The 20,630-nt window shown below is 43.9% G+C and carries 19 protein-coding genes; 10 read left to right on the forward strand and 9 right to left on the reverse strand.

Translation table 11 applies throughout. From position 1 onward, the window contains the following. Nucleotides 1–25 precede the first annotated feature (25 nt). From PTT44_RS15290 to PTT44_RS15310, 5 genes are all read left to right on the forward strand, one after another. Nucleotides 26–565 carry a DUF924 family protein gene (locus PTT44_RS15290; protein ID WP_168158750.1) on the forward strand — a complete coding sequence of 180 codons (540 nt, stop codon included), beginning with the start codon at nt 26–28 and terminating at the stop codon, nt 563–565. 38 nt (nt 566–603) lie between these two features. Further along, nucleotides 604–1,173 carry a CC0125/CC1285 family lipoprotein gene (locus PTT44_RS15295; RefSeq protein ID WP_058951504.1) on the forward strand — a complete coding sequence of 190 codons (570 nt, stop codon included), beginning with the start codon at nt 604–606 and terminating at the stop codon, nt 1,171–1,173. A gap of 16 nt (nt 1,174–1,189) precedes the next feature. Further along, nucleotides 1,190–2,497: a DUF445 domain-containing protein gene (locus PTT44_RS15300; RefSeq protein ID WP_168158751.1), complete on the forward strand. Its 1,308-nt coding sequence runs from the start codon at nt 1,190–1,192 to the stop codon at nt 2,495–2,497. A gap of 112 nt (nt 2,498–2,609) precedes the next feature. Then, nucleotides 2,610–3,767, forward strand: a complete 1,158-nt coding sequence (locus PTT44_RS15305; protein WP_168158752.1) for a methionine aminotransferase — start codon at nt 2,610–2,612, stop codon at nt 3,765–3,767. Between the two features lie 124 nt (nt 3,768–3,891). Beyond that, complete coding sequence (locus PTT44_RS15310; RefSeq protein WP_168158753.1) at nt 3,892–5,259, forward strand: MATE family efflux transporter; 1,368 nt, start codon at nt 3,892–3,894, stop codon at nt 5,257–5,259. Nucleotides 5,260–5,357: 98 nt separating this feature from the next. Here the strand turns inward: PTT44_RS15310 and PTT44_RS15315 are convergent, their stop codons facing one another. Next, nucleotides 5,358–6,197: an SDR family NAD(P)-dependent oxidoreductase gene (locus PTT44_RS15315; protein ID WP_087011941.1), complete on the reverse strand. Its 840-nt coding sequence runs from the start codon at nt 6,195–6,197 to the stop codon at nt 5,358–5,360. Nucleotides 6,198–6,400: 203 nt separating this feature from the next. Between PTT44_RS15315 and PTT44_RS15320 the strand changes: the two genes are divergently transcribed. The 3 genes from PTT44_RS15320 (at nt 6,401) to phoR (ending at nt 9,392) form a co-directional block, all read left to right on the forward strand. Further along, nucleotides 6,401–7,099: a TetR/AcrR family transcriptional regulator gene (locus tag PTT44_RS15320; RefSeq protein ID WP_151835583.1), complete on the forward strand. Its 699-nt coding sequence runs from the start codon at nt 6,401–6,403 to the stop codon at nt 7,097–7,099. A 214-nt stretch (nt 7,100–7,313) separates the two neighbouring features. Then, a complete protein-coding gene (gene phoB / locus PTT44_RS15325; protein WP_004691794.1) occupies nt 7,314–8,024 on the forward strand; it encodes a phosphate regulon transcriptional regulator PhoB in 711 nt (236 codons plus the stop codon). A 9-nt stretch (nt 8,025–8,033) separates the two neighbouring features. After that, nucleotides 8,034–9,392, forward strand: coding sequence for a phosphate regulon sensor histidine kinase PhoR (gene phoR, locus PTT44_RS15330; RefSeq protein ID WP_004691795.1), 1,359 nt, complete (start codon nt 8,034–8,036; stop codon nt 9,390–9,392). A gap of 96 nt (nt 9,393–9,488) precedes the next feature. On the opposite strand, the gene asd is transcribed toward phoR, so the two are convergent. From asd to pncB, 3 genes are all read right to left on the reverse strand, one after another. After that, on the reverse strand, nt 9,489–10,340 hold the full coding sequence (asd, locus tag PTT44_RS15335) for an archaetidylserine decarboxylase (protein WP_168158754.1): 852 nt from the start codon (nt 10,338–10,340) through the stop codon (nt 9,489–9,491). After that, a complete protein-coding gene (locus PTT44_RS15340) occupies nt 10,337–11,185 on the reverse strand; it encodes a sulfurtransferase (protein WP_168158755.1) in 849 nt (282 codons plus the stop codon). The genes asd and PTT44_RS15340 overlap by 4 nt, the downstream gene beginning before the upstream one ends. Before the next feature lie 163 nt (nt 11,186–11,348). Next, the gene (gene pncB / locus PTT44_RS15345) at nt 11,349–12,560 is read right to left on the reverse strand and encodes a nicotinate phosphoribosyltransferase (RefSeq protein WP_159128665.1); all 1,212 of its coding nucleotides are present in this window, start codon (nt 12,558–12,560) and stop codon (nt 11,349–11,351) included. Nucleotides 12,561–12,860: 300 nt separating this feature from the next. Between pncB and dtd the strand changes: the two genes are divergently transcribed. Continuing rightward, a complete protein-coding gene (gene dtd / locus PTT44_RS15350) occupies nt 12,861–13,301 on the forward strand; it encodes a D-aminoacyl-tRNA deacylase (protein ID WP_168158756.1) in 441 nt (146 codons plus the stop codon). A gap of 105 nt (nt 13,302–13,406) precedes the next feature. Here dtd and PTT44_RS15355 read toward each other — a convergent pair whose 3' ends face one another. The 3 genes from PTT44_RS15355 to serB form a co-directional block, all read right to left on the reverse strand. After that, the gene (locus PTT44_RS15355; RefSeq protein WP_004691804.1) at nt 13,407–13,886 is read right to left on the reverse strand and encodes an SCP2 sterol-binding domain-containing protein; all 480 of its coding nucleotides are present in this window, start codon (nt 13,884–13,886) and stop codon (nt 13,407–13,409) included. A 150-nt stretch (nt 13,887–14,036) separates the two neighbouring features. Continuing rightward, on the reverse strand, nt 14,037–14,372 hold the full coding sequence (gene aciT / locus PTT44_RS15360; RefSeq protein WP_004691806.1) for a ciprofloxacin tolerance protein AciT: 336 nt from the start codon (nt 14,370–14,372) through the stop codon (nt 14,037–14,039). A 410-nt stretch (nt 14,373–14,782) separates the two neighbouring features. Next, nucleotides 14,783–16,003 carry a phosphoserine phosphatase SerB gene (gene serB, locus PTT44_RS15365; RefSeq protein WP_131230867.1) on the reverse strand — a complete coding sequence of 407 codons (1,221 nt, stop codon included), beginning with the start codon at nt 16,001–16,003 and terminating at the stop codon, nt 14,783–14,785. A gap of 77 nt (nt 16,004–16,080) precedes the next feature. Here serB and PTT44_RS15370 point away from each other — a divergent pair, with 77 nt between their 5' ends. Continuing rightward, a complete protein-coding gene (locus PTT44_RS15370) occupies nt 16,081–17,334 on the forward strand; it encodes a hypothetical protein (RefSeq protein WP_078425126.1) in 1,254 nt (417 codons plus the stop codon). Between the two features lie 54 nt (nt 17,335–17,388). On the opposite strand, the gene ppk1 is transcribed toward PTT44_RS15370, so the two are convergent. Both ppk1 and PTT44_RS15380 read right to left on the reverse strand, forming a co-directional pair. Continuing rightward, entirely contained in the window at nt 17,389–19,452 is a 2,064-nt protein-coding gene (gene ppk1, locus PTT44_RS15375; protein ID WP_168158757.1) for a polyphosphate kinase 1, read from the reverse strand. Between the two features lie 145 nt (nt 19,453–19,597). Further along, nucleotides 19,598–20,572 (reverse strand): bile acid:sodium symporter family protein, encoded by a 975-nt coding sequence (locus tag PTT44_RS15380; RefSeq protein WP_168158758.1) that lies wholly within the window; start codon nt 20,570–20,572, stop codon nt 19,598–19,600. Between the last annotated feature and the right edge of the window lie 58 nt (nt 20,573–20,630).

Raw genomic sequence — 20,630 nt, forward strand, 5'->3', positions numbered from 1 at the left:
TAAATGCTAAAGAATTGTAAACTTTATGAATTATCAAGAAATTTTAGATTTTTGGTTCGATCCCAAAAACCAAAGCTGGTGGTTTAGCCAAAATGATGCGTTCGATGCACTCATCGAAGAAAAATTTAAGACAATTCATCAACAAGCGGCGCATGCTGAGCTATGGTCTTGGCGCAGTAGTGCTGAAGGGCGTTTGGCTGAAATTATTGTGCTCGACCAACTGTCGAGAAACCTGTATCGCAACAGTTCTTTGGCCTTTGCTCAGGACGCTTTGGCCTTGGCTTTGGCGCAAGAAGCCATCACGCTACAACTGGATGCAGCGCTGCCACCCATACAACGCAGTTTTTTATATATGCCCTTTATGCATAGTGAATCGAAACTTATTCATCAATATGCTTTAAAATTGTTCCAAGACTTAGGCAATCCGATTAACCTCGATTTTGAACAGCGTCACAAAGTGATTATCGATCGTTTTGGACGCTATCCGCATCGGAACCAAGTCCTTGGCCGCAACTCAAGCCAAGAAGAACTGGATTTTTTGACTCAGCCCAACAGCCATTTTTAACTGTTCGGCTTCTCCCTCTGTGCTAAGGAGTCTATCTCATGAAGAAAATTTTAATCGCCTGTGCACTGGCGACGGGTCTGAGTTTAGTAGGCTGTGCCTCTACCCCCTCAAAGCCCTTAACCTTCGACCAGTTAGGTCGGTTTAGTAATACGCCATTAAACACCTCGACTTATCGCATCAGTTTCCAAGCGCGCCCAAATATGAGCTATGGCACGGCTGAAGAAATTACCCTGGTCAAAGCCGCGCAAACCACAGTGCAAAATGGTTATCGTTTCTTTAAAGTACTGAATGACCCGAGCAACCAAAACCAACCGCCCCGACAAGCCGTGGTGTATTCAAACCCAATGCCTTATTACCCATATGGTTATTATTCTCGCCATCCAGCCTTTTGGCCTGACCCGTTCTACGATGTCCCACGTGTAGTCGACATTGATCCTGTGCAAGTGTCATACAGCATTCAATGCTTTAAAGACCAAAAATCGGCACCAAGCGATGCCTTTGATGCCACGCTGATTTTAAAATCGCTGGGTGGAAAATACGGTTTGAGCCCAACCGGTGAAGTGCTCCCACCGCCTGAACCCAGCAGCCCCGCGTCGACCAGTAAATAAAGCATAGAGCCTGCCTATGAATGAACTTCAAGCCGTCCCATCGAGTCTGAAACGCAGCAAACGTTTTGCCACCATTGCCCTAATCACGGCAGTGGTGACATGGCTGCTGCTGATGGTCGTGGCCAAGTTTGTCCCCACAGACAAAGTCTGGATCATTCATATTTTAATGTTATCCGCCGAAGCAGGTGTGGTCGGCGGCTTGGCTGACTGGTATGCCATTACTGTGCTGTTCCGTAATCCCTTTGGGAAAATGCCAATTCCAAAGTTTTTACGCGATCACACCGAAATTATTCCTCGTAACAAAGACCGTATTGCAGAGTCTATGGGCCGCTTTGTACAAGAAAACTTTCTTTCTCCACAAGTGGTGGAAAAAAGCCTGCAAAGTACCGACCTGTCTTTGGCGGTTGGCCAATGGCTTGCCAACCCACAAAACAATCTGCAAGTCACCCAAGTCATTCAACAAACGGTGCCTAAAGTCTTTGAATTTGTGGGCCAAGAACAAATCGGACGCTTTATTCAAAGTAACAGCGTGCAGTGGGTGCGCAACACTCAAGTCAATCATTTGGCCAGTGAAATGCTGCGTGCAGTACTGGAAAATGATTTCCATCAAGATGTATTACAACGCGGACTCGACTTGGCACATGACTGGATGACCCAACATCCTGAACAAAGTCGTGAGTTGACCCGAACCTTGTTCAAAGAACTCGGGGTCTGGAAACTGGCCAAAGGGGCCAGTTGGATTGGCATCGATGTGCAGCAAAGAACCATCGACTCACTCATTCAACGAGTCGAGTCAATGTTGGCCGATCCTGAGCATCCGTGGCGTCAAAAGATTGAAGCGATAGGGCACGCGCTCATGCTCGAACTGGCAGACACAGACAGTAAAGCCAGCCAGCGTTTAAACCAAACCAAAGATGCCCTGCTAGATAGCCCACAAGTGCTGAATTTTATTAGCGGTGCAGTGGTCATTTTATGTGATGCCATTAAACAAGACCTACAAAAACCAGACTCTGGCATTGCTCACAACATCCGTGTATCCATTCAACAAATCGGGGAAAACATCATCTCCAATCAAGCCGTCAGAGACTTGCTTAATCAACGCCTCAGCGGCATTGCGGTCAATCTCAGCGACCAATACAGTGAAAAAGTCATTCGTTTTATCAGTGAACGTATTCACGAATGGGACTCCAGTGTGATGATTGATAAGATCGAAAATGAAGTCGGTGGCGACTTGCATATGATTCGGGTCAATGGTGTGGTAGTCGGTGCATTTATTGGCTTAGCACTGGGGATTATTCGCGCGGCAGTTGAACAGCTCTTATAAAAGCAATCCACAAAAATGTATGCTTTACCCCTGCCCTACATGCAAAATTTGCATAAGTAAAAGGGGATGAATATGCTATTTTGGGCTGATATTTAGACACTTTTAAGCATTCATGATTCAGTTGCCTTCATCTAAACTGCCTGCACAAGGCGTCACTATTTTCAGCACCATGACTGCCATGGCACAGCGCTTAAATGCCCTAAATCTATCCCAAGGTTTTCCAGACTTCGAAGCCCCCGCTGAACTGCTAGATGCTTTAGCACAGGCCACTCAAAGTGGTTTCAATCAGTATGCTCCAGGCGATGGGGTCTGGTTATTACGCGAGCAACTGGCGCAGCAATTTGCACAACGCGATCAGATTCAGCTCGACCCGATGACTGAAATTACCATCACTCCGGGCGCAACCATTGGCCTTTTTGCCACTATTCAAGCCGTAGTCCATGCGGATGATGAAGTCCTCATTTTTGACCCCAGTTATGACAGCTATGCGCCAAGTGTTGCGTTAGTTGGTGGTAAAGCCATTCATATTGCGCTCCAACCCCCACATTTTTCAGTCGATTGGGAGCAGGTCAAATCAGCCATTACGGCCAAAACCAAACTGATCATTATCAACACACCACATAACCCGAGTGGTGCCATTTGGAGCAAGCAAGATTGGTTGACGCTGATTGAACTGATTCGCGACAGCAATATTTTAGTCCTGTCTGATGAAGTCTATGAACATCTGGTATTTGATGGTCAACGTCACTATTCGGCTTTGTCTTTTCCTGAACTGCGTGAACGCAGTGTGGTGGTGGGTTCCTTTGGCAAAACCTTTCATGTGACCGGTTGGAAAACCGGATACTGCGTTGCTACACCTACGCTGATGCAACTGTTCCGACAGGTCTATCAGTTTGCCAACTTCTGCGGAGTCACCCCTGTACAACTGGCTTTGGCCAATTATATGCAGCAACATCCTGAGCATATTCAAAACTTAGCGGGCTTTTATCAAGCAAAACGCGATCGTTTTATTGAGGGTTTAACTGGTTCACACTTTCAATGGCTGCCTTCGCAAGGCACTTACTTTCAAAATGTCGACTACAGCCGCATTCGTCCCGATTTAAACGATGTTGAATTTTGCCGCTTTCTAGCAGAGCAGCATGGCATTGTTGGCATTCCTGTTTCGGTGTTTTATCAGCAGGCGCCAGAGGCTTTGCGCATGATTCGTTTTTGCTTTGCTAAGACCGATCAAACCTTGGCTCAGGCAGCAGAAATTTTGCAAAGCGTTTAAATCTTTTTCAGCTTTGCTTTTGCACAAGAACAGGCTTCGCTTACTGAAATACATCGGCTTTTCAGCACCGAACTATGCTAGGGTAAGCCTTAGAAATGTAATAAAAATAACCTCAGGATGACTTATGTCAGCACACACCCCATTGGTGCAACAGCAAAAGCTATGGAAAGCCTTTTTTATTTTCCTGATGCCTTTGATTGCCACCAATATTCTGCAAAATCTGTCGGGTACGATTAATACCATCTTTGTCGGACAGATGATGGGTGTGCAGGCGATTGCAGCGGTTGCAGTGTTCTTCCCCATCCTGTTTTGCTTAATGGCCTTCGTAATTGGACTATCCGCGGGATCGACCGTCTTGGTTGGTCAAGCATGGGGCGCACAGAATATTGAAAAAGTCCGTGCGGTGGTCGGCTCCACTATTTTTATGACTCTCATTGGTGGCAGCTTTATTGCATTTTTAGGGGTAGTTTTTGCGCGACCAATTTTATCGGCTTTGGGTATCGATGAAGACGTCATGCATCTCTCGTTACCTTATGTGCAATGGATGTTGGCAGGTAGCCCTTTACTGTTTGTATATATTATTTATACCTCAATTTTACGCGGTGTCGGAGACAGCACGACACCTCTAATTGCTTCTGGCATGACCATCTTGATTGGGCTTTGTGTCACACCCGTTCTGATTGCGGGTTATTTTGGCTTTCCAAAACTGGGGATTGTTGCGCCTGCCATTGCGACCATTTTAGGCTTTGTTTCTGTGCTGACCTTTTTGTATTTCTATTTGAACTATAAACAGCACCCACTCCGACTCGATGCACAACTGCTACGTCATATTCGCTTTGACCGCCAGCTGAGTAAAATCATTCTGCGCTTAGGGGTTCCAACAGGTATTCAAATGATCACCACCTCCGTCGCGGGTCTTGTGATTGTGGGCCTAGTCAACCGCCACGGGGCCGATGCGACCGCAGCTTATGGTGCGGTCAATCAGGTTCTGAATTATATTCAATTCCCTGCTCTATCGATTGCCATTGCTGCATCGATTTTTGGTGCACAAGCCATTGGCGCAGGCAAGTCTGAGCTGTTGGCCAAAGTCACACGTACCGCGCTCGGCATGAACATCATCATTACAGGTTCCTTGGTGGTCTTGGCTTATCTTTTCTCCAAATACCTCATGGCACTCTTTATCACGGACCATGCGGTGGTTGAGCTGGGGCAGCAGCTGTTATTTATTGTGCTGTGGTCCATTTTATTCTTTGGTGCCAGTGCCATTTTTGCCTCCATTATGCGGGCCAGTGGTACAGTCACCATGCCCATGATCATCAATATCGTTGCGATTATTGCGATTGAAGTGCCCTGTGCCTACTTATTTAGTGAATGGTGGGGACTGCAAGGGATTTGGTATGCTTATGCACTAGCCTTTGTCAGCTTATGCATCATGCAAGGGCTTTATTATCAATATGTTTGGAAGAAAAAGACCATTGAAACGCTCATTTAAAGTTAAACGGATATTTAATAAAACAGTTTTTTGATCATGACACTCATTAAAATTAAGCATAAAAGAACCCGCCAAAGCGGGTTTTTTACATCACAACATTAAGACTTTCTTTGGCTTAATTTGGTCGCAAAAGCCGTCACTTTTTGGTAGCCCGTTGGTAGGATACGCTGAATCAAATCTAACGTTTTCGCATCATTGCCAATCAATAAACGACGCTTATCTTTTTGTACCGCCTCTAAAATTTGACGCGCTGCTTCTTCAGGTGGACAGCGTAATAATTTATTAAAGGTCTGTGCAGACTTCTCAGGGTTCATCCCGATACTACGCAAGCTATCGTTCACTTTGGCTGCATTGGCAATATTGGTTCGAATCCCACCCGGATGCACGCACAATGCGCTCACGCCACAGTTTTCCATATCTAACTCTTGGCGTAATGACTCCGTAAAGCCACGCACCGCAAACTTAGTGGCATTGTAAGCAGACTGAGTCGGTTGAGCGGTTAGGCCAAATAAGCTGGAAATATTGATGATATGCCCATCGCCTGTTTTCTTAATATAAGGCAAAAACTCTTTGGTGCCATAGACCACGCCCCAGAAATTAATTCCCACGATCCATTCCAACTCTTCATAGGATGCACCTTCTACGGTTGAACCCAAAGCAACACCAGCATTATTAAAAATCATATTCACAGAACCATGATTTTGTACAGTTTCTTCAGCCCACGCTTGCATCGCTAAACGGTCCGAAACATCTAATTTTTTCGTGGTGACACGTACATTGCTGCCTTGTAGCAGTTCAACCGTTTTCGCCAACCCTTGTTCATTGACATCACTCAATGACACATGACAGCCCGCCTTGGCCAATAAAAGTGCCAATTGTTGGCCAATACCCGATCCTGCACCTGTAATTGCCGCAACTTTATTTTTAAAATTCTTCATGAGATTGTGGTTGTCCTTTATCTTTGTACATCGACTGTAGATGCTTTTTTTATAATTGACAATATAAATTGTCATAAATTTAATAGCCAAAAGTGTCAAGTCCATGAAAACCAGCTAGAGATTAAAGCCTACGCATAGGTAGAGTCGTGGTTTATTGCTAAACTATGCAAAACCTTGGCTTTAAAATAGGGCGATGAAATCTGATGACGGCATCTGAACCAGTACAACAAAACAGCGATAACAATAAAACCAAAGAAAGACAATTCAAGGGCTTATCGCTTTCTGAACGTAAACAGCTGCGTCGTGAAAAACTCATTGAAGCTGGCATTGAAGCCTACGGCACTCACGGCTTTTTTGCCGTGACGGTGAAAGATATTTGTAATGAAGCCAAACTTACTGAACGTTATTTTTATGAGTCATTTAAAAAAAGTGAGCAACTGTTTCAAACCATTTTTTTAAAGCTGATCGATGAGTTACAGCACAATGTCATGCAAGCCATCATGCAAGCCTCTTCAGATCCACATAAAATGATTGATGCTGGACTACGTGCCCTGCTTACCACCTTAAAAGACAATCCCCGCATGGCGCGTATTATTTATATCGATGCGATGTTGGTCCAAGAATTACATAACCAAGCCACCATTCATGAAACCATGACCCGTTTTGACCGAATGATTCAAGCCTTTGTGATGCTAATGATGCCGCAAATTAATCGTTCCGAACGAGAAATTTCGCTGGTCGCCACAGGCCTCAATGGCTATGTTACGCAAATTGCGATCCGTTGGGTGGTCAGTGGGTTTAAACAATCCTTTGAAGAAGTTTTAACCTCCAGCCGTATTGTGTTTATTTCACTTCTAGAAACTTTTTCAGACCCGAATACACGGGCAAAATTGGATGTCTAAGACTTTTCATTTGGATGCAGTCAGCATTTCCGAATGCAATTTAGATTAAACTTCCATTAATTTTGAATCCCAATATGACGATTTTTTGTCACATTTTTTTGCAAATTTCATCAATCGTCTGTTTTTTGCAATGATACTGTCATAATTAATCTTTGTAATAAGCCTGTCATAAAATTAAAACGGCCTGCCGTTACCTACAATAGGATATTGCGTTGTGAAAGATGACTACATTTTAATCGTCGATGATGAACTTCCCATTCGAGAAATGATTCACACCTCGTTGGATATGGCAGGCTTTCAATGCTTACAAGCAGAAGATGCAAAACAAGCCCACCAAATGATTGTGGATCAGCGTCCTGCTTTGATCTTGCTCGACTGGATGATGCCTGGTGGCGTCAGTGGTGTAGACTTATGTCGTCGTCTCAAGCGCGATGAAAATCTCTCTGAAATTCCAGTGATTATGCTCACGGCACGTGGCGAAGAAGACCATAAAGTGCAAGGTCTAGATGCTGGTGCAGATGACTACATGACTAAACCGTTTTCGACCCGCGAATTGGTTTCACGTATTAAAGCGGTTTTACGCCGCGCTAACGCGCTCAGTGGTGAAAAATCGATTGATGCCAATGGCTTAATCTTAGACCCTGTCAGCCAACGGGTCAGCTTTGGCAATAATTTCCTCGACATGGGGCCAACCGAGTATCGTTTATTGGCCTTCTTCATGACTCATCCTGAGCGTGCCTACACCCGTGCACAACTTCTTGACCAAGTCTGGGGCGGAAACGTGTATATTGAAGACCGTACCATCGACGTGCATATTCGCCGCTTACGTAAAGTGCTTGAGCCTTATGCGGCAGATCGCTTTGTGCAAACAGTTCGGGGTACAGGCTATCGATTCTCTACACGTGCGGATATCGCCCTAGGTTAATTTTGTTTTATGTATGAACCCTACCCGGTCCCTGAACTTGCACGCGAGCATAAAAAAACGCGATACAGCAGTTTATGGGGCTTTGCCAAACAGGACTTACGTCTCCTTGCCTTTTTCTTGCTGATTGCAAGCTTGATTGGCTTTGGCGTCGGTTATTTTTGGACGTGTATTTCCTTTGCTTTTGCCGTTTTTTTTATTCTGCAAATGCGCTCTTTGTATTTAGTCAATGACTGGATTTCCAATCGTCCCTACGAAGTTCCACCCAACCTTGGGGGCATTTGGGGAGCATTATTGTTCAATGTCTATCGTGCACAGCGCCAAGAACGTATTGTACAAGCGGAAATGGTCGGGTTGATTGATCGGGCGCAGTCATCCTTGGTCGCTTTGCAAGAAGCAGTGGTGCTGATCGATGACATGCAACAAATTGAATGGTGGAACCCTGCTGCAGAACGGTTATTAGGCATCGAACAAAATGACCGTGGCCGTAATATTTTGACTTTATTACGCCAACCGAGTTTTGTGGATTATTACAATAATATTGATGCTGCACCAGATGGCTTAAAAATGAAGTCATCCAGTTTTGATGAACATTATGTTCAAGTCAAAATGACTCGATTTGGTGGTGAAAGTCGCTTACTAGTCGCCTATGACGTGACCCGCATGCACAATCTCGAACAAATGCGTAAAGACTTTGTCGATAACATTTCACATGAACTACGCACACCACTCACAGTACTCAGTGGTTATATTGAGACCTTTACCGACCAAGAAGACCTCAACCCACGTTGGAAGCGGGCCTTTGACCAAATGCAGGCACAAGCCAAACGCATGAATGCCTTGGTGAATGATTTGTTGTTACTGTCACGCCTAGAAAATGACAAGCAAATTGCTAAAAATCAAATCATTGACATGCCTAGCTTAATGAACCAACTTTATGACGATGCACATGCCTATAATATTGATTATGGGCATACGCTCAATCTCGATATCGACAGTCACTGTGACTTAATCGGTTCAGATATGGAGTTGGCCAGCGCTTTTAGTAATCTGATTACCAATGCCATCAAATACACGCCGAAAGGCGGAACGGTGACCATGGGTTGGCATGACAATGGTGAGCAGGCTTATTTTACTGTGGAAGATACTGGTATCGGCATTGATCCTAAGCACCTGCCCCGTTTAACCGAACGCTTCTACCGTGTTGACAGCGCGCGCAGTCGACAAACGGGTGGCACAGGCTTAGGACTCGCAATTGTGAAACACGTGTTAATGCAGCACCAAGCACATTTAGAAATTGAATCTAAAGAAAATCAAGGCTCTATTTTTAAAGTGATTTTTCCCAAAGAACGCACCTATAATCCTGAATAAGCCTTTTTTCAAAAGCATGAAAAAAGCACCGATATCGGTGCTTTTTTTGTCTCTCACCGTCCGTTTAACAAGGGCGGTGACCAAGAGCTGAAACGATTAAACTGTATGTCCCATCGCTTCACCCATCACCACAGTCGAGTTGGCTTTAAAGGTTGCATCCCACGTCATTTTGTCTTTTTCAAACAGTACCACAGCAGTTGAGCCTAAGTAAAAGCGACCCAGTTCAGCGCCTTTGTCCAAGAACAAGTCATGCTGATTTAGCTCTAAACGGCCGGTAGGCTTCACTTTTCCTGTCGCAACAGTTTCAATCCCCGCCACAATCATGGCACCAACGAGGACCACGGCCATACGGCCGATTTCTGTATCAAATAAACAAACCATACGTTCATTGCGGGCAAACAGGCCTGGAATGTTTTCAGCAGTGGTTTGATTGACCGAGAACAATTCACCCGGCACATATAAGGTTTCCGTTAATGTGCCTGAAAATGGCATATGCACACGGTGATAATCTTTAGGCGATAAATACACCGTTGCAAACTGACCATTTTTAAACGGTTCAGCCAACTGTGGATCTGCAATTAAATTATCAACGGTGAATTTTTGTCCTTTGGCTTGGAAAATATCACCTTCCACAATGGGACCCAACTGTGAAATCGCACCGTCCGCAGGCGATACAATACTGGTCGCATTGGTATCAATATCACGTACACCCTCTTTTAATGCACGGGTAAAGAACTCATTAAAGGACTTGAATTTCAGTGCATTGCTCTGCTCAGCAATCGACATATCAATGCCGTACTGCGCTTTAAACGCAGTGATGACCGCATTTTTCACAATCGGATTTTCGCTGGCTGCGACTCTGCCCACGACACGTGATAACTGATGTTGGGGTACAACACGTTGAGCTTGAATGAAAATTTGTTTTTTTAAGCGTGATGTGAGGCTCAAGACGGCATCTCTCCGGTAATGATAGGACTGTCGAGGCGGTTGCCCCATTCACTCCACGCACCGTCATACGCCTGAATATTCCAACCCAATAAACGACCTAAAATATAAGCCAGTCCTGAACGGTGATGTGACTGACAATACACCACCACAGGTTCATTTAAGTTAAAACCCAATTGCTCTAAGCGTTGCTGCGTGCGTTCTAAAGGGTGCAATCTTAAATGATTTTCACGGTTAAGGGCAGTACTCCATTCAAAATGTAGTGCATTTGGAATGTGACCGCCGCGTCGCGCTGCAAGACGCAGGCCCGTATATTCATCTTCTGTTCGGCAGTCCCAGAGTTGAACCTGACTGCTTTGAACCTTCTCTAATAACTCAGCATATTCAATTCGATACTGCTGTATTTTGGCTTGATCGACCTGCACCAAAGCACTGACAGGTTCAAACTGTTCCACGTCCGAAGTGGTTGGAAATCCTGCTGCAAGCCATGCATGAATTCCACCATTCAGCAGACTGGTATTTTCAAAACCTAAGCAGTGTAAATTCCAAATCAAACGTCCTGCCCAAGCACCACCTTCATCATCGTAGACCACCACATGATGCTCGGGTGAAATATTCAGATAACGAATCAGCTCTTGTAAACCGTCTACATCGGGAAGTAGACCGGTGGCTTGTTCGTCTTGGCGCACCAAAAATCTCGGCTTTAAATGCAAAGCATGAGGAATATGCAATTGGTCATAGACTGAAGCACGACTTAAATCTACGATGCGTAATTTGTCATTACCTAAATGCGGAACCAACTGCTCTGCGTCTATCAACAAGCCAAAATCAAAGGCAGAATGTGTCATATTATTTCGTATGTTTTCAGATCATGCTTTGATCTTAGCACAACTCATTTTTACAATTATTCTGATTTTTTGCATTCTTTTAGCAGAATTATAGATATCACTATTCACCAGTTTTTTAATACAACAATGCCAGAACGGATTCTGGCATTGCATATATTCTGGATTAATTGGCTTCTGCTTCAGCAATCTCAAAAACCTGACGTAAATACGCCAAAAAAGTATCGTTATCTGTCATGGTTTTACCTGGACTGTCTGAAATTTTCGCAACCGACTGGCCATTACACTCGACCAATTTAAGCACAATATTTAAAGGAGTTTGTCCCATATCATTGGTCAAATTGGTGCCAATCCCGAAGCTGACTTGGAAGCGATCTTTGAAATAGTTGTGCAGATCCCACGCTTTCTCTAAATTCAGTCCATCACTAAACGTGAGCATTTTGGTTTTACTATCAATTTTCAGCTTTTTATAGTGAGCATAGGCTTTATCACCCCATTCATAAGGGTCGCCACTGTCATGACGTAAACCATCGAACAGTTTGGCAAAGTACAAGTCAAAATCACGCAGGAATGCATCCATTCCGACTACATCCGTCAAAGCAATACCTAAATCACCACGGTACTCTTGTACCCAAGTTTCCAGTGCTGATTTTTGGAAATTACGTAAACGTACATCCAGCGCTTGGAATGCTTGTAGGAATTCATGCGCCATGGTCCCAATCGGGGTCAGACCCAATTGCTTTGCAATTAAGACATTGCTGGTGCCACGGAAAATATGCGGTGCAGCTTGATTAAACACTTCAATCACATGTTTTTGCCATGCCAAACTATAGCGGCGCCGCGTGCCAAAATCAGAGACTAAAAATGGGGGATCATTTGGCGTTTGCGATGTTTCATAGTGTTTTAATAAAGCCACTTTGGCCTGTAGTCGACGTTCACCCTCAGCCATGACCTCTTCGCTTCGAATACGGCGGAAATACAACTCATTGACGATGGCAAGCACAAAGATTTCAAACATCATAGCTTGAACCATCGGCCCCTCAATTCGAATGTCTAAACGGCCTTGGTGATCGATACTGGCCACTATAAAACGGCGTTTGAGCTGAAACAACTCTAAATAATCGACAAAATCACTTTTGATAAAGCGCAAACCGCGCAGGTATTGCAGTTCATCGTCTTGAAAACGTAATTGGCAGAGCAAATCTAATTGGTGATTTAAATCCTCGAGAATGTCGACCAAAGGATAGACCGTGTCATCCAAATTACGACAACGGAACTGGTACACACTATGCGCTTGGGGAAACTTATGCAGGACCACCTGTAGCATCGTAAATTTGTACAGATCAGTATCTAATAAGGATTGGATGATGGCAGACATATCATTTTCGGTTTTTAGCAACTTATTGCATTAAAGCACATTTTTTTAAACTGCATAGCCATGTTTTAGTAATTCGGCCTTGCTATTCGACCAATTACTCGGTAGATCCTTGTTTCTCTTGATTCGGAATCCAAGTGTTGATGTCTTTATTGTCATCGCTCTTGGCCTATGCTCTTTTCCTCAAACATTGCTGTAAATATCAACGCAACGACCTTGTTTTTTCAATCGATGTTTCTCCTGTGCTGCACTAGGTTTGCTACAATTTCAGTCTGCACAATCAAATGGTAGATAGAATCAGTCATGCGGGCCTTATTACAACGCGTTCTCGAAGCCAAAGTGGTGGTCGATGGTGAAACCACAGGTGAAATTCAACACGGTATCTTGGTTTTCTTAGGTCTTGGGAAAGAAGACACTTTAGACAAAGGCAAAAAAATGATCGATAAAATTTTAAAGTATCGTTTTTTTGACGACGAACAAGGCAAAATGGGCTGGAATGTCAGCCAAGCCGGTGGTGGGATTCTTCTGGTTTCTCAATTTACTTTGATGGCGCAAACCCAAAAAGGTTTACGCCCTGACTTTGGACCAGCCATGCCACCAAATGATGCCCAAGCCTTATACGAACAACTGGTTGAATATGCCAAGACCCAGTTTGAGCATGTGCAAACAGGTATTTTTGCTGCCGACATGAAAGTACATTTGGTCAATGATGGACCCGTGACTTTCAATTTAGAAGTCGAATAAAAACACCATGCATAAAAAAGCCCTCGATAGAGGGCTTTTTCGATTTCATCGCTCTCAATCTCCCTTTTATAAAGGAGCAGAAATCGAGAAGTTGAAAAAATCTTTTTACTTACCCGTTTTTTCTTTCAAAAATGCGCGAGCAGCTTTAATTTTTGCTTTCACAGGCTTTGGTAACTTTGGTGGAACCAATTTTGCAACTTGGTTGAACCAAACCAATAGACCAAAATCACCTTCCATTTTAATGCTGCCGTTTTGCATGCCCGTCATAAATGCGGTTGGGTCGCCTTTGATTAAAGTTTTCACACCCTGCTCACTGTCCGCAAACTGTAAAATAAAATCTGCTTTTTCGGCATCACCTGAAACGGTATCAATCTGACCATTGTTCACAATAATTTGGCGTGCCATACCCAGATCAGTACCAATTTGAATACGGAACTGACGTTCATGAACTAATTCAATAAATTTTGGACTGGTACGCGCCAGCTGTTTCATACGAAGTGCCAAACCAGTAACCATTAAATCCAGCGGATCCGTGCTGACATCAACCAATGGAAGTTTAACCACAGGAATTGAAGATAGTTTCATGACATGAAAGCCTATTGTAATTGTTGATAAATTGACTGTTTTCAATGCTACCACAAGTTGCCATTTTTACCGCTAGGCTTTGTATAACAATCATGTAAGAACGTAAAAAAGATGCTCTAGGCATCTTCTTTTACGGTATGAGGTTATGACTTAGCGGCTAGAACACTGCTGTTGGTCATCTTCATATACAGGTGTATGTTCAATACAACGGCGCTGCGCCAGAGCACGTTCTGCGCGACGGTCTTCACGTAGAAGCAACATCGTTACAATAAGCATCGCTGAAGTTAAAGCAGTTAAGTAGCTATAAGTGATCGGCATTTCAAACACTGCTTGCACACCTAGGCGAATGACTTCCAATATTCCCCAAAACACCATACCCGCCACCATAAAACTCAACCAGCGACGATAAGGCGAAAAGAAAACAGCAATTAACGCAGCGGCGACTAAACTTAAGCCAACGATGGTTGCTAAATTCGCTGTTACCATAAAAACCTCCGTCTAAGATAAATTCAGGCGACTGATACACTGTGCTGAACTCATCCCCGATACCGTTTAAAATTAATGGATTGTGTAGCTTTCAAACTCTATGCATGCATTATGAGCAGTTTTGAAAAGAAAAAAAGGCTTGTATTTTTAGAATGCGACATACCTTGTCGCCATATTATATTGTCATTACATTTTTTTAGATTTGAACTTTTCCAAAACAAAGACGCGCTCAGTCTTGGCGTGTCATTACAAAATAAAACCCGTATTTTCAGCACTTAAAAATATTTTTTCCAATTCTGTTGATCGTTGTTTTTATCGACATTTTTCACTGACCGCTCATCATTTTTCGCTTAAATTTGCAACAAAAAAACGCAGCTCAAAGGCTGCGTTTTTAATAACACAGAGATGCTTTAAGCACGATTTAAGTCTTTATCGTGCACACCCAATAAATACAACACCCCATCTAAGCCGACACTTGAAATGGCTTGATTAGCGTTTTGTCTCACCAGCGGTTTCGCACGGAAAGCTACACCTAGGCCAGCAATCGACAACATCGGTAAATCGTTCGCACCATCTCCTACTGCAATCGCCTGCTCAAGAGAAATGCCCATCTTATCGGCTAACTCACGTAATAATAATGCCTTACGTGCACCATCGACAATGTGACCTTTAACTTCGCCCGTCACCAACCCATTGTCAACGTCTAGGACATTGGCATGAACTTCGTCAATACCAAGTTTGGCTTGTAGATACTCTGCAAAGTACTGAAAACCACCCGACAAGATAGCCGTGCGGTAGCCCAACGCTTTTAAAGTTGAAATTAAGCGTTCAGCACCTTCTGTAACGGTCAGACGTTCTGCAATTTTAGGTAGGACAGAGGCATCCATCCCTTTGAGCAGTGCGACACGTGCACGGAAGCTTTGCTGGAAATCTAGCTCACCCTGCATTGCACGTTCGGTGATTTCAGCGACTTGTGCGCCGACACCCGCTTCAATCGCCAACTCATCAATCACTTCTTGCTCGATTAAAGTCGAGTCCATGTCAAAACACACCAAACGGCGGTTACGACGGTAGGCATTGTCTTCTTGTACCGCTACATCGACATTCAGTTCATGTGACAAACGTAAACAAGCTGCACGCATGGCTGCGGCATCCAGCATTTGACCACTTAAACCGAATTGAACACAGGCGCGTTTCGGCCCATCGACTTCGCCATTTAAGACTGGACGACCTGACAAACGGGTCACAGTTTCGATGTTGAAACCTTGGTTAGACACAATATTTGTAACTGCTTGTAAGTGAGACGCCTCAAGCTCTGGCGCCAAAGCCGTGACGATATAACGCGTCCGCCCACCTTCACTCACCCACTGGTCATATTCAGTTGTAGTGATTGGTTTAAAACGTACAGTTAAACCAATATCATGTGCTAAAATTAGAATTTCCTTCATCGCCAAAGCTGTTGCGGTTTGGTCGTCTGAAGAAATAACAATACCTAAGGTCAATTGGTTATGAATAACTGCTTGTCCGACATCTAAAATTTGTAATGAATGAGTGGACAATACCTGCATTAATCGAGTGAACTGATTCGGCTGGTCTGGTCCTAAAAATGAAATAAGAATGATTTCTCGCATGAATTGACTCGGGTCTGAGCTACGACTATTGTTAGAATCATAATCGAAATTGAATATATTTTCTTTGGAAGTTTACGTTGAATGCGCCTAGACAAGGGCTATTTGCTAGCCTATTAATTGTAAGTTTTGCTTTACATACCTTTTTATTGGTATTGGCAACGACTCATCAACTGAATGAAAACCGTGCCAACCAAGGCCAACTGATGACCTCTCAATTGGTCACAGACAGTCTTGCAGAGCTGGAGCCTGCCAACACGGTTTCTCTTGCGCTTTTGGTCGATCGCTATGCGACCAACCCAAGCGTAGCTTCCATTCGTATTTTGGATGCCAATAATCAAGTCCTAGCGACAGGTGGCCAAGTTCGAACACGTGATGGTGAAGTATTTGTCCGTGATGCTCTGCAAAATGAAAAGAAAGTGGGTAGCATTGAAATCACGCTCATTAAACCAAGTATGGGTGAGATTTTACGTACTCAGTGGTTAGCGATTTTATTGTCCTTAGCGATTCATGGTTTACTGTGGTTGGCTTACCGTGCCATTGCACGCCCAAGTCGTACCGAATATTTGGCACGGATTAATAATGAATCCCGCTTAAAACACGAAATTCAAGTTTTAACCCAAACGCTTGAACAGGAAAAACACCATACGGCGGTCGCGATTGCCCAAGCACAACAACAAATCAAAACCAGTGCGAAGCCTAAAGAGCAGAAACCCGTGATCGTGGATAATCATTCGGTTGCGCTCAATATTCAATTTTATGATCCGAAACAGTTGATGGACTCGGTGAATACAACCGTGTCTATTCCATACTTTAATTTGTGTCAGATTTTCCTCAATAAAAGCACAGAACTTTGTTTAAAACACTACAAACTCAACAGCTCGGACATCACTACAGTTCAATCCTTTAATGAGCATGGTGCCACCCTCAGCATGTCGACAGACACACCGAATGCAGTGCCATGTTTAATGATGGTCAGCAGTGTATTCCAACTGCTTTCTGAGGTTTTGTATAAACGTTACCGCGAAGAAAAGCGCTTTGTTTTGCAAACACGTTGTGGCATTTCAACTGCAGTCGATGCAATGCAACTGTCTGCGAATCAAGCTGCTGAGCGTTTGGTCCAACAGTTGTCTGCCAAAGAAAGTGCCGTACATTTAAGTAACGAATTATTGAAAGACATCTCTGAAAGTTACCAATTGGTAAATTTACCTAATCCAACCAATGTCTTGACCCGTCATGCCTTTATGGTCAATGGCATGGGTGCGGAGTCTGCAGAGTTGGCGCAAAGCTTAAGAACGGAAATTTTAAAAGCAAAACAATCTAAAGCCTCTTAATTAGGTTCAATCATAAAAAAGCCTGACGCATGTCAGGCTTTTTTATGACAACTGTTAAATTTTAAGTTGTTTCTGCGCAATCAAATGTTGCTGCGCACTATACCTTTGCTCTGGATCGGTACAGGCCACTTTAAGCCAATGACCATCAGCTTGTAGCTCCCAAGCATTCAAACAATCATTTAAGTAACTGATTAATCCGTCTTTATAAATCTGCTTTTTCAAAGCGCGATCTAATATTGGAAAGCAGGTTTCCACCCTCGAAAATAAATTACGCCCCATCCAGTCTGCGCTGGCACAGTACAGCTTTTTCTCACCGCCATGCTCAAAACAATACACGCGGGTATGTTCCAAAAAACGGCCCACAATCGAACGCACTCGGATATTCTCAGACATGCCTTGGACCTGTGGAATCAAACAGCAGATCGAACGGATAATCAGATCGACCTGTACCCCCGCTTGAGACGCACGATACAGTGCAGCAATTAACTGAGGTTCCGTTAAGGCATTGACTTTAATGATGATACGCGCCTTTTGACCGGCTTGTGCAAACTGAATTTCTTGCTCAATCAGTTTTAACAGTTCACTGTGTAACGTAAAAGGCGCATGTAACAACGCCTTCAATTTGGCCATTTTGCCCATTCCCGTCAGCTCTTGGAACATACGGTGTACATCTTCACAAATATCAGGTTGTGTAGTCATCAGGCCATAATCGGTATACATACGGGCATTGCCCGCATGATAATTGCCTGTGCCCAGATGGGCATAGCGGATCAACTGGGCATTTTCACGGCGTACAATCAAAATCATTTTGGCATGGGTTTTATAACCGACAATGCCATACACCACCACCGCCCCAGCTTCTTGCAAAATATTGGCCACGGTAATGTTCGACTCTTCATCAAAACGCGCCCGTAACTCAATCACGGCTGTGACTTCCTTGCCATTTCGTGCTGCTTCTGCCAAGACCTGTACAATTTCAGAGTCAGGCCCACTGCGGTAGAGCGTTTGTTTAATCGCCAGCACATTTGGGTCTTTCGCTGCTTCTTTTAATAAACCAATCACAGGCTGAAAAGAATCAAAAGGATGATGCAACAACACATCCTGTACTTTTAAGGTATCAAAGGTACTTTTTTGCTTACGCAAAACTTTGGGAATGACTGGGATAAAAACTGGATGCTTTAATTCAGGTCGGTCACAACTGGTACTGAGGCGTGAAAGATTGATTGGCCCATCAATGCGATAAAGCTCCTGCTCAGTTAAATCAAACTCCTTGAGCAAATAATCAATCACCGCTTCGGGGCAGTCATCTTCGATTTCTAAACGCACCGCGCGACCAAAACGGCGTGAAGACAGCTCATCTTTAAGTGCCACCGCCAAATCATCAACATCTTCCGACAAAATCAGATCAGCATTACGTGTCACACGAAAAGCATAACAACCCGTGGCTTTCATCCCCGGAAATAGATCACTGATGTGCTGCTGAATCATTGCGGTTAAAAAAATCTGCGTGTCGATATTGCCTGCCACGTTTTTCGGCATCTGAATTAAACGCGGTAATGAGCGCGGTGCAGGGACAATCGCCATCTCAATACTTCGTCCAAAAGCATCTTTACCTTGTAAACTCACAATGAAATTCAGACTTTTATTCACGAGGCGAGGAAAAGGGTGTGACGGATCTAAGCTGATGGGGGTCAAAACGGGTTGAATTTCTTTGGCAAAATATTCTGCAATCCATGCTTTATGTTTTTCTAAAATATCTTGGAACTGGATGAACTGAATGCCCTGTGCTTGTAACTCAGGCAAAATCGAATGATTTAAAACTTCAAACTGTTTTTTGACGGCACGATGAATGGATTGGGACAAGTCTTCTAATATCACTTCAGTGGGAACAGCATCAGGGGTCCGTGCTATCACATTCATATCGCGTTGTTTCATCAAGCCCGCAATACGAATTTCAAAAAACTCATCTAAATTACGTGAAAAAATAATTAAAAAAGTTAAGCGCTCCAGCACTGGCAAACTCGGATCTAATGCTTGTGCTAAAACCCGCTGATGAAACTCAAATAACGATAGCTCTCGGTTAAAATACGTCGCCGATGAATGCTGAAAATTATCCATACCCTCTCAATGCTGTTTGCAACAGTCTGTTATGAAGTGTTTGGCAGGGATGTTAGGTAGTCTTTATGACAGTTTAGTTACAACCTCATGCCAAATAGAAAATTCATCCTGACTTTATGCTTAAAGCTGCAACAGCGTATAGTATTCAAACCGACATATGTTCCTTTTCACCTTTTTCCTTGGCAGTGGCGTCTGCTTTGGCGGCCCAATAACTGGCTAAAATTGGCCCTGAAATGTTATGCCACAAACTAAAGATCGCACTGGGTACCGCCGTAATTGGCGAAGCAGCAAAATGCACAGCAGCCAAAGCCACGCCTAGTCCTGAGTTTTGCATACCAACCTCAATCGAAACCGCTTTACAGTCAGCATGTGGCAAGTGAAACATTCGTGCAGCTGTAAAGCCAAGCAAATAACCAATCGCGTTATGTAGCGCCACCACAGCTAAAATCAATAAGCCTGATTCTAAAATTTGTGCTTTTGAGCCGCCAATAATAGCCGCCACAATCAGCACAATCGCCACTACAGAAATTAAGGGCATCACCGAAATATAGCTTTCAACTTTGTGTTTCAGCACGGCACGTACCACCAGCCCTAAAATAATCGGGAACAGCACCACCTGCAAAATTGAACTCAGCATCGACCATGCATTAATTTCAATCCATTGGCTGGCCAACAGATAGAAAATCGCGGGAGTCAACACAGGCGCCAATAAGGTCGATACCGTGGTACATGCGACAGACAAAGCCGTATTGCCTTTCGCCATATAAGTAATCACATTAGATGCTGTGCCACCCGGACAGCAACCCACCAAAATCACCCCGATCGCAATTTCAGTCGGCAAGCGAAATAATAAGCACAGCAGATAAGCCACGCTTGGCATCACCACAAACTGAGCCGCTACCCCAATTGCAACCGCTTTAGGACTTTGCATCACCCCTTTAAAATCTTCCAGTGTCATGGTCATGCCCATACCAAACATGATCAGCCCTAACATCCACGTGATATAAGCCTTCATCCAGACAAAAGTTTCAGGGCTTAGGAGCGCAATGCCTGCAAATAACACCACCCACAGGGCAAAGGTTTTTTGAATCCAAGCGGTAAATTTTAAAAAAGTGCCCATGACCCTTCCCTACTGCATGTTTTTATAATGTCGATATTAGTGATTGAGGTGAGCCGAT

The organism is Acinetobacter sp. Gutcm_16 (genome assembly GCF_028649355.1).
Classification (GTDB): domain Bacteria; phylum Pseudomonadota; class Gammaproteobacteria; order Pseudomonadales; family Moraxellaceae; genus Acinetobacter; species Acinetobacter johnsonii.

Coding starts and splice junctions, on each gene's coding strand:
- PTT44_RS15290 (WP_168158750.1), top strand. CDS start 26: ATGAATTATCAAGAAATTTTAGATTTTTGGTTCGATCCCAAAAACCAA.
- PTT44_RS15295 (WP_058951504.1), top strand. CDS start 604: ATGAAGAAAATTTTAATCGCCTGTGCACTGGCGACGGGTCTGAGTTTA.
- PTT44_RS15300 (WP_168158751.1), top strand. CDS start 1,190: ATGAATGAACTTCAAGCCGTCCCATCGAGTCTGAAACGCAGCAAACGT.
- PTT44_RS15305 (WP_168158752.1), top strand. CDS start 2,610: ATGATTCAGTTGCCTTCATCTAAACTGCCTGCACAAGGCGTCACTATT.
- PTT44_RS15310 (WP_168158753.1), top strand. CDS start 3,892: ATGTCAGCACACACCCCATTGGTGCAACAGCAAAAGCTATGGAAAGCC.
- PTT44_RS15315 (WP_087011941.1), bottom strand. CDS start 6,197: ATGAAGAATTTTAAAAATAAAGTTGCGGCAATTACAGGTGCAGGATCG.
- PTT44_RS15320 (WP_151835583.1), top strand. CDS start 6,401: ATGACGGCATCTGAACCAGTACAACAAAACAGCGATAACAATAAAACC.
- phoR (WP_004691795.1), top strand. CDS start 8,034: ATGTATGAACCCTACCCGGTCCCTGAACTTGCACGCGAGCATAAAAAA.
- PTT44_RS15340 (WP_168158755.1), bottom strand. CDS start 11,185: ATGACACATTCTGCCTTTGATTTTGGCTTGTTGATAGACGCAGAGCAG.
- pncB (WP_159128665.1), bottom strand. CDS start 12,560: ATGTCTGCCATCATCCAATCCTTATTAGATACTGATCTGTACAAATTT.
- dtd (WP_168158756.1), top strand. CDS start 12,861: ATGCGGGCCTTATTACAACGCGTTCTCGAAGCCAAAGTGGTGGTCGAT.
- PTT44_RS15355 (WP_004691804.1), bottom strand. CDS start 13,886: ATGAAACTATCTTCAATTCCTGTGGTTAAACTTCCATTGGTTGATGTC.
- aciT (WP_004691806.1), bottom strand. CDS start 14,372: ATGGTAACAGCGAATTTAGCAACCATCGTTGGCTTAAGTTTAGTCGCC.
- serB (WP_131230867.1), bottom strand. CDS start 16,003: ATGCGAGAAATCATTCTTATTTCATTTTTAGGACCAGACCAGCCGAAT.
- ppk1 (WP_168158757.1), bottom strand. CDS start 19,452: ATGGATAATTTTCAGCATTCATCGGCGACGTATTTTAACCGAGAGCTA.
- PTT44_RS15380 (WP_168158758.1), bottom strand. CDS start 20,572: ATGGGCACTTTTTTAAAATTTACCGCTTGGATTCAAAAAACCTTTGCC.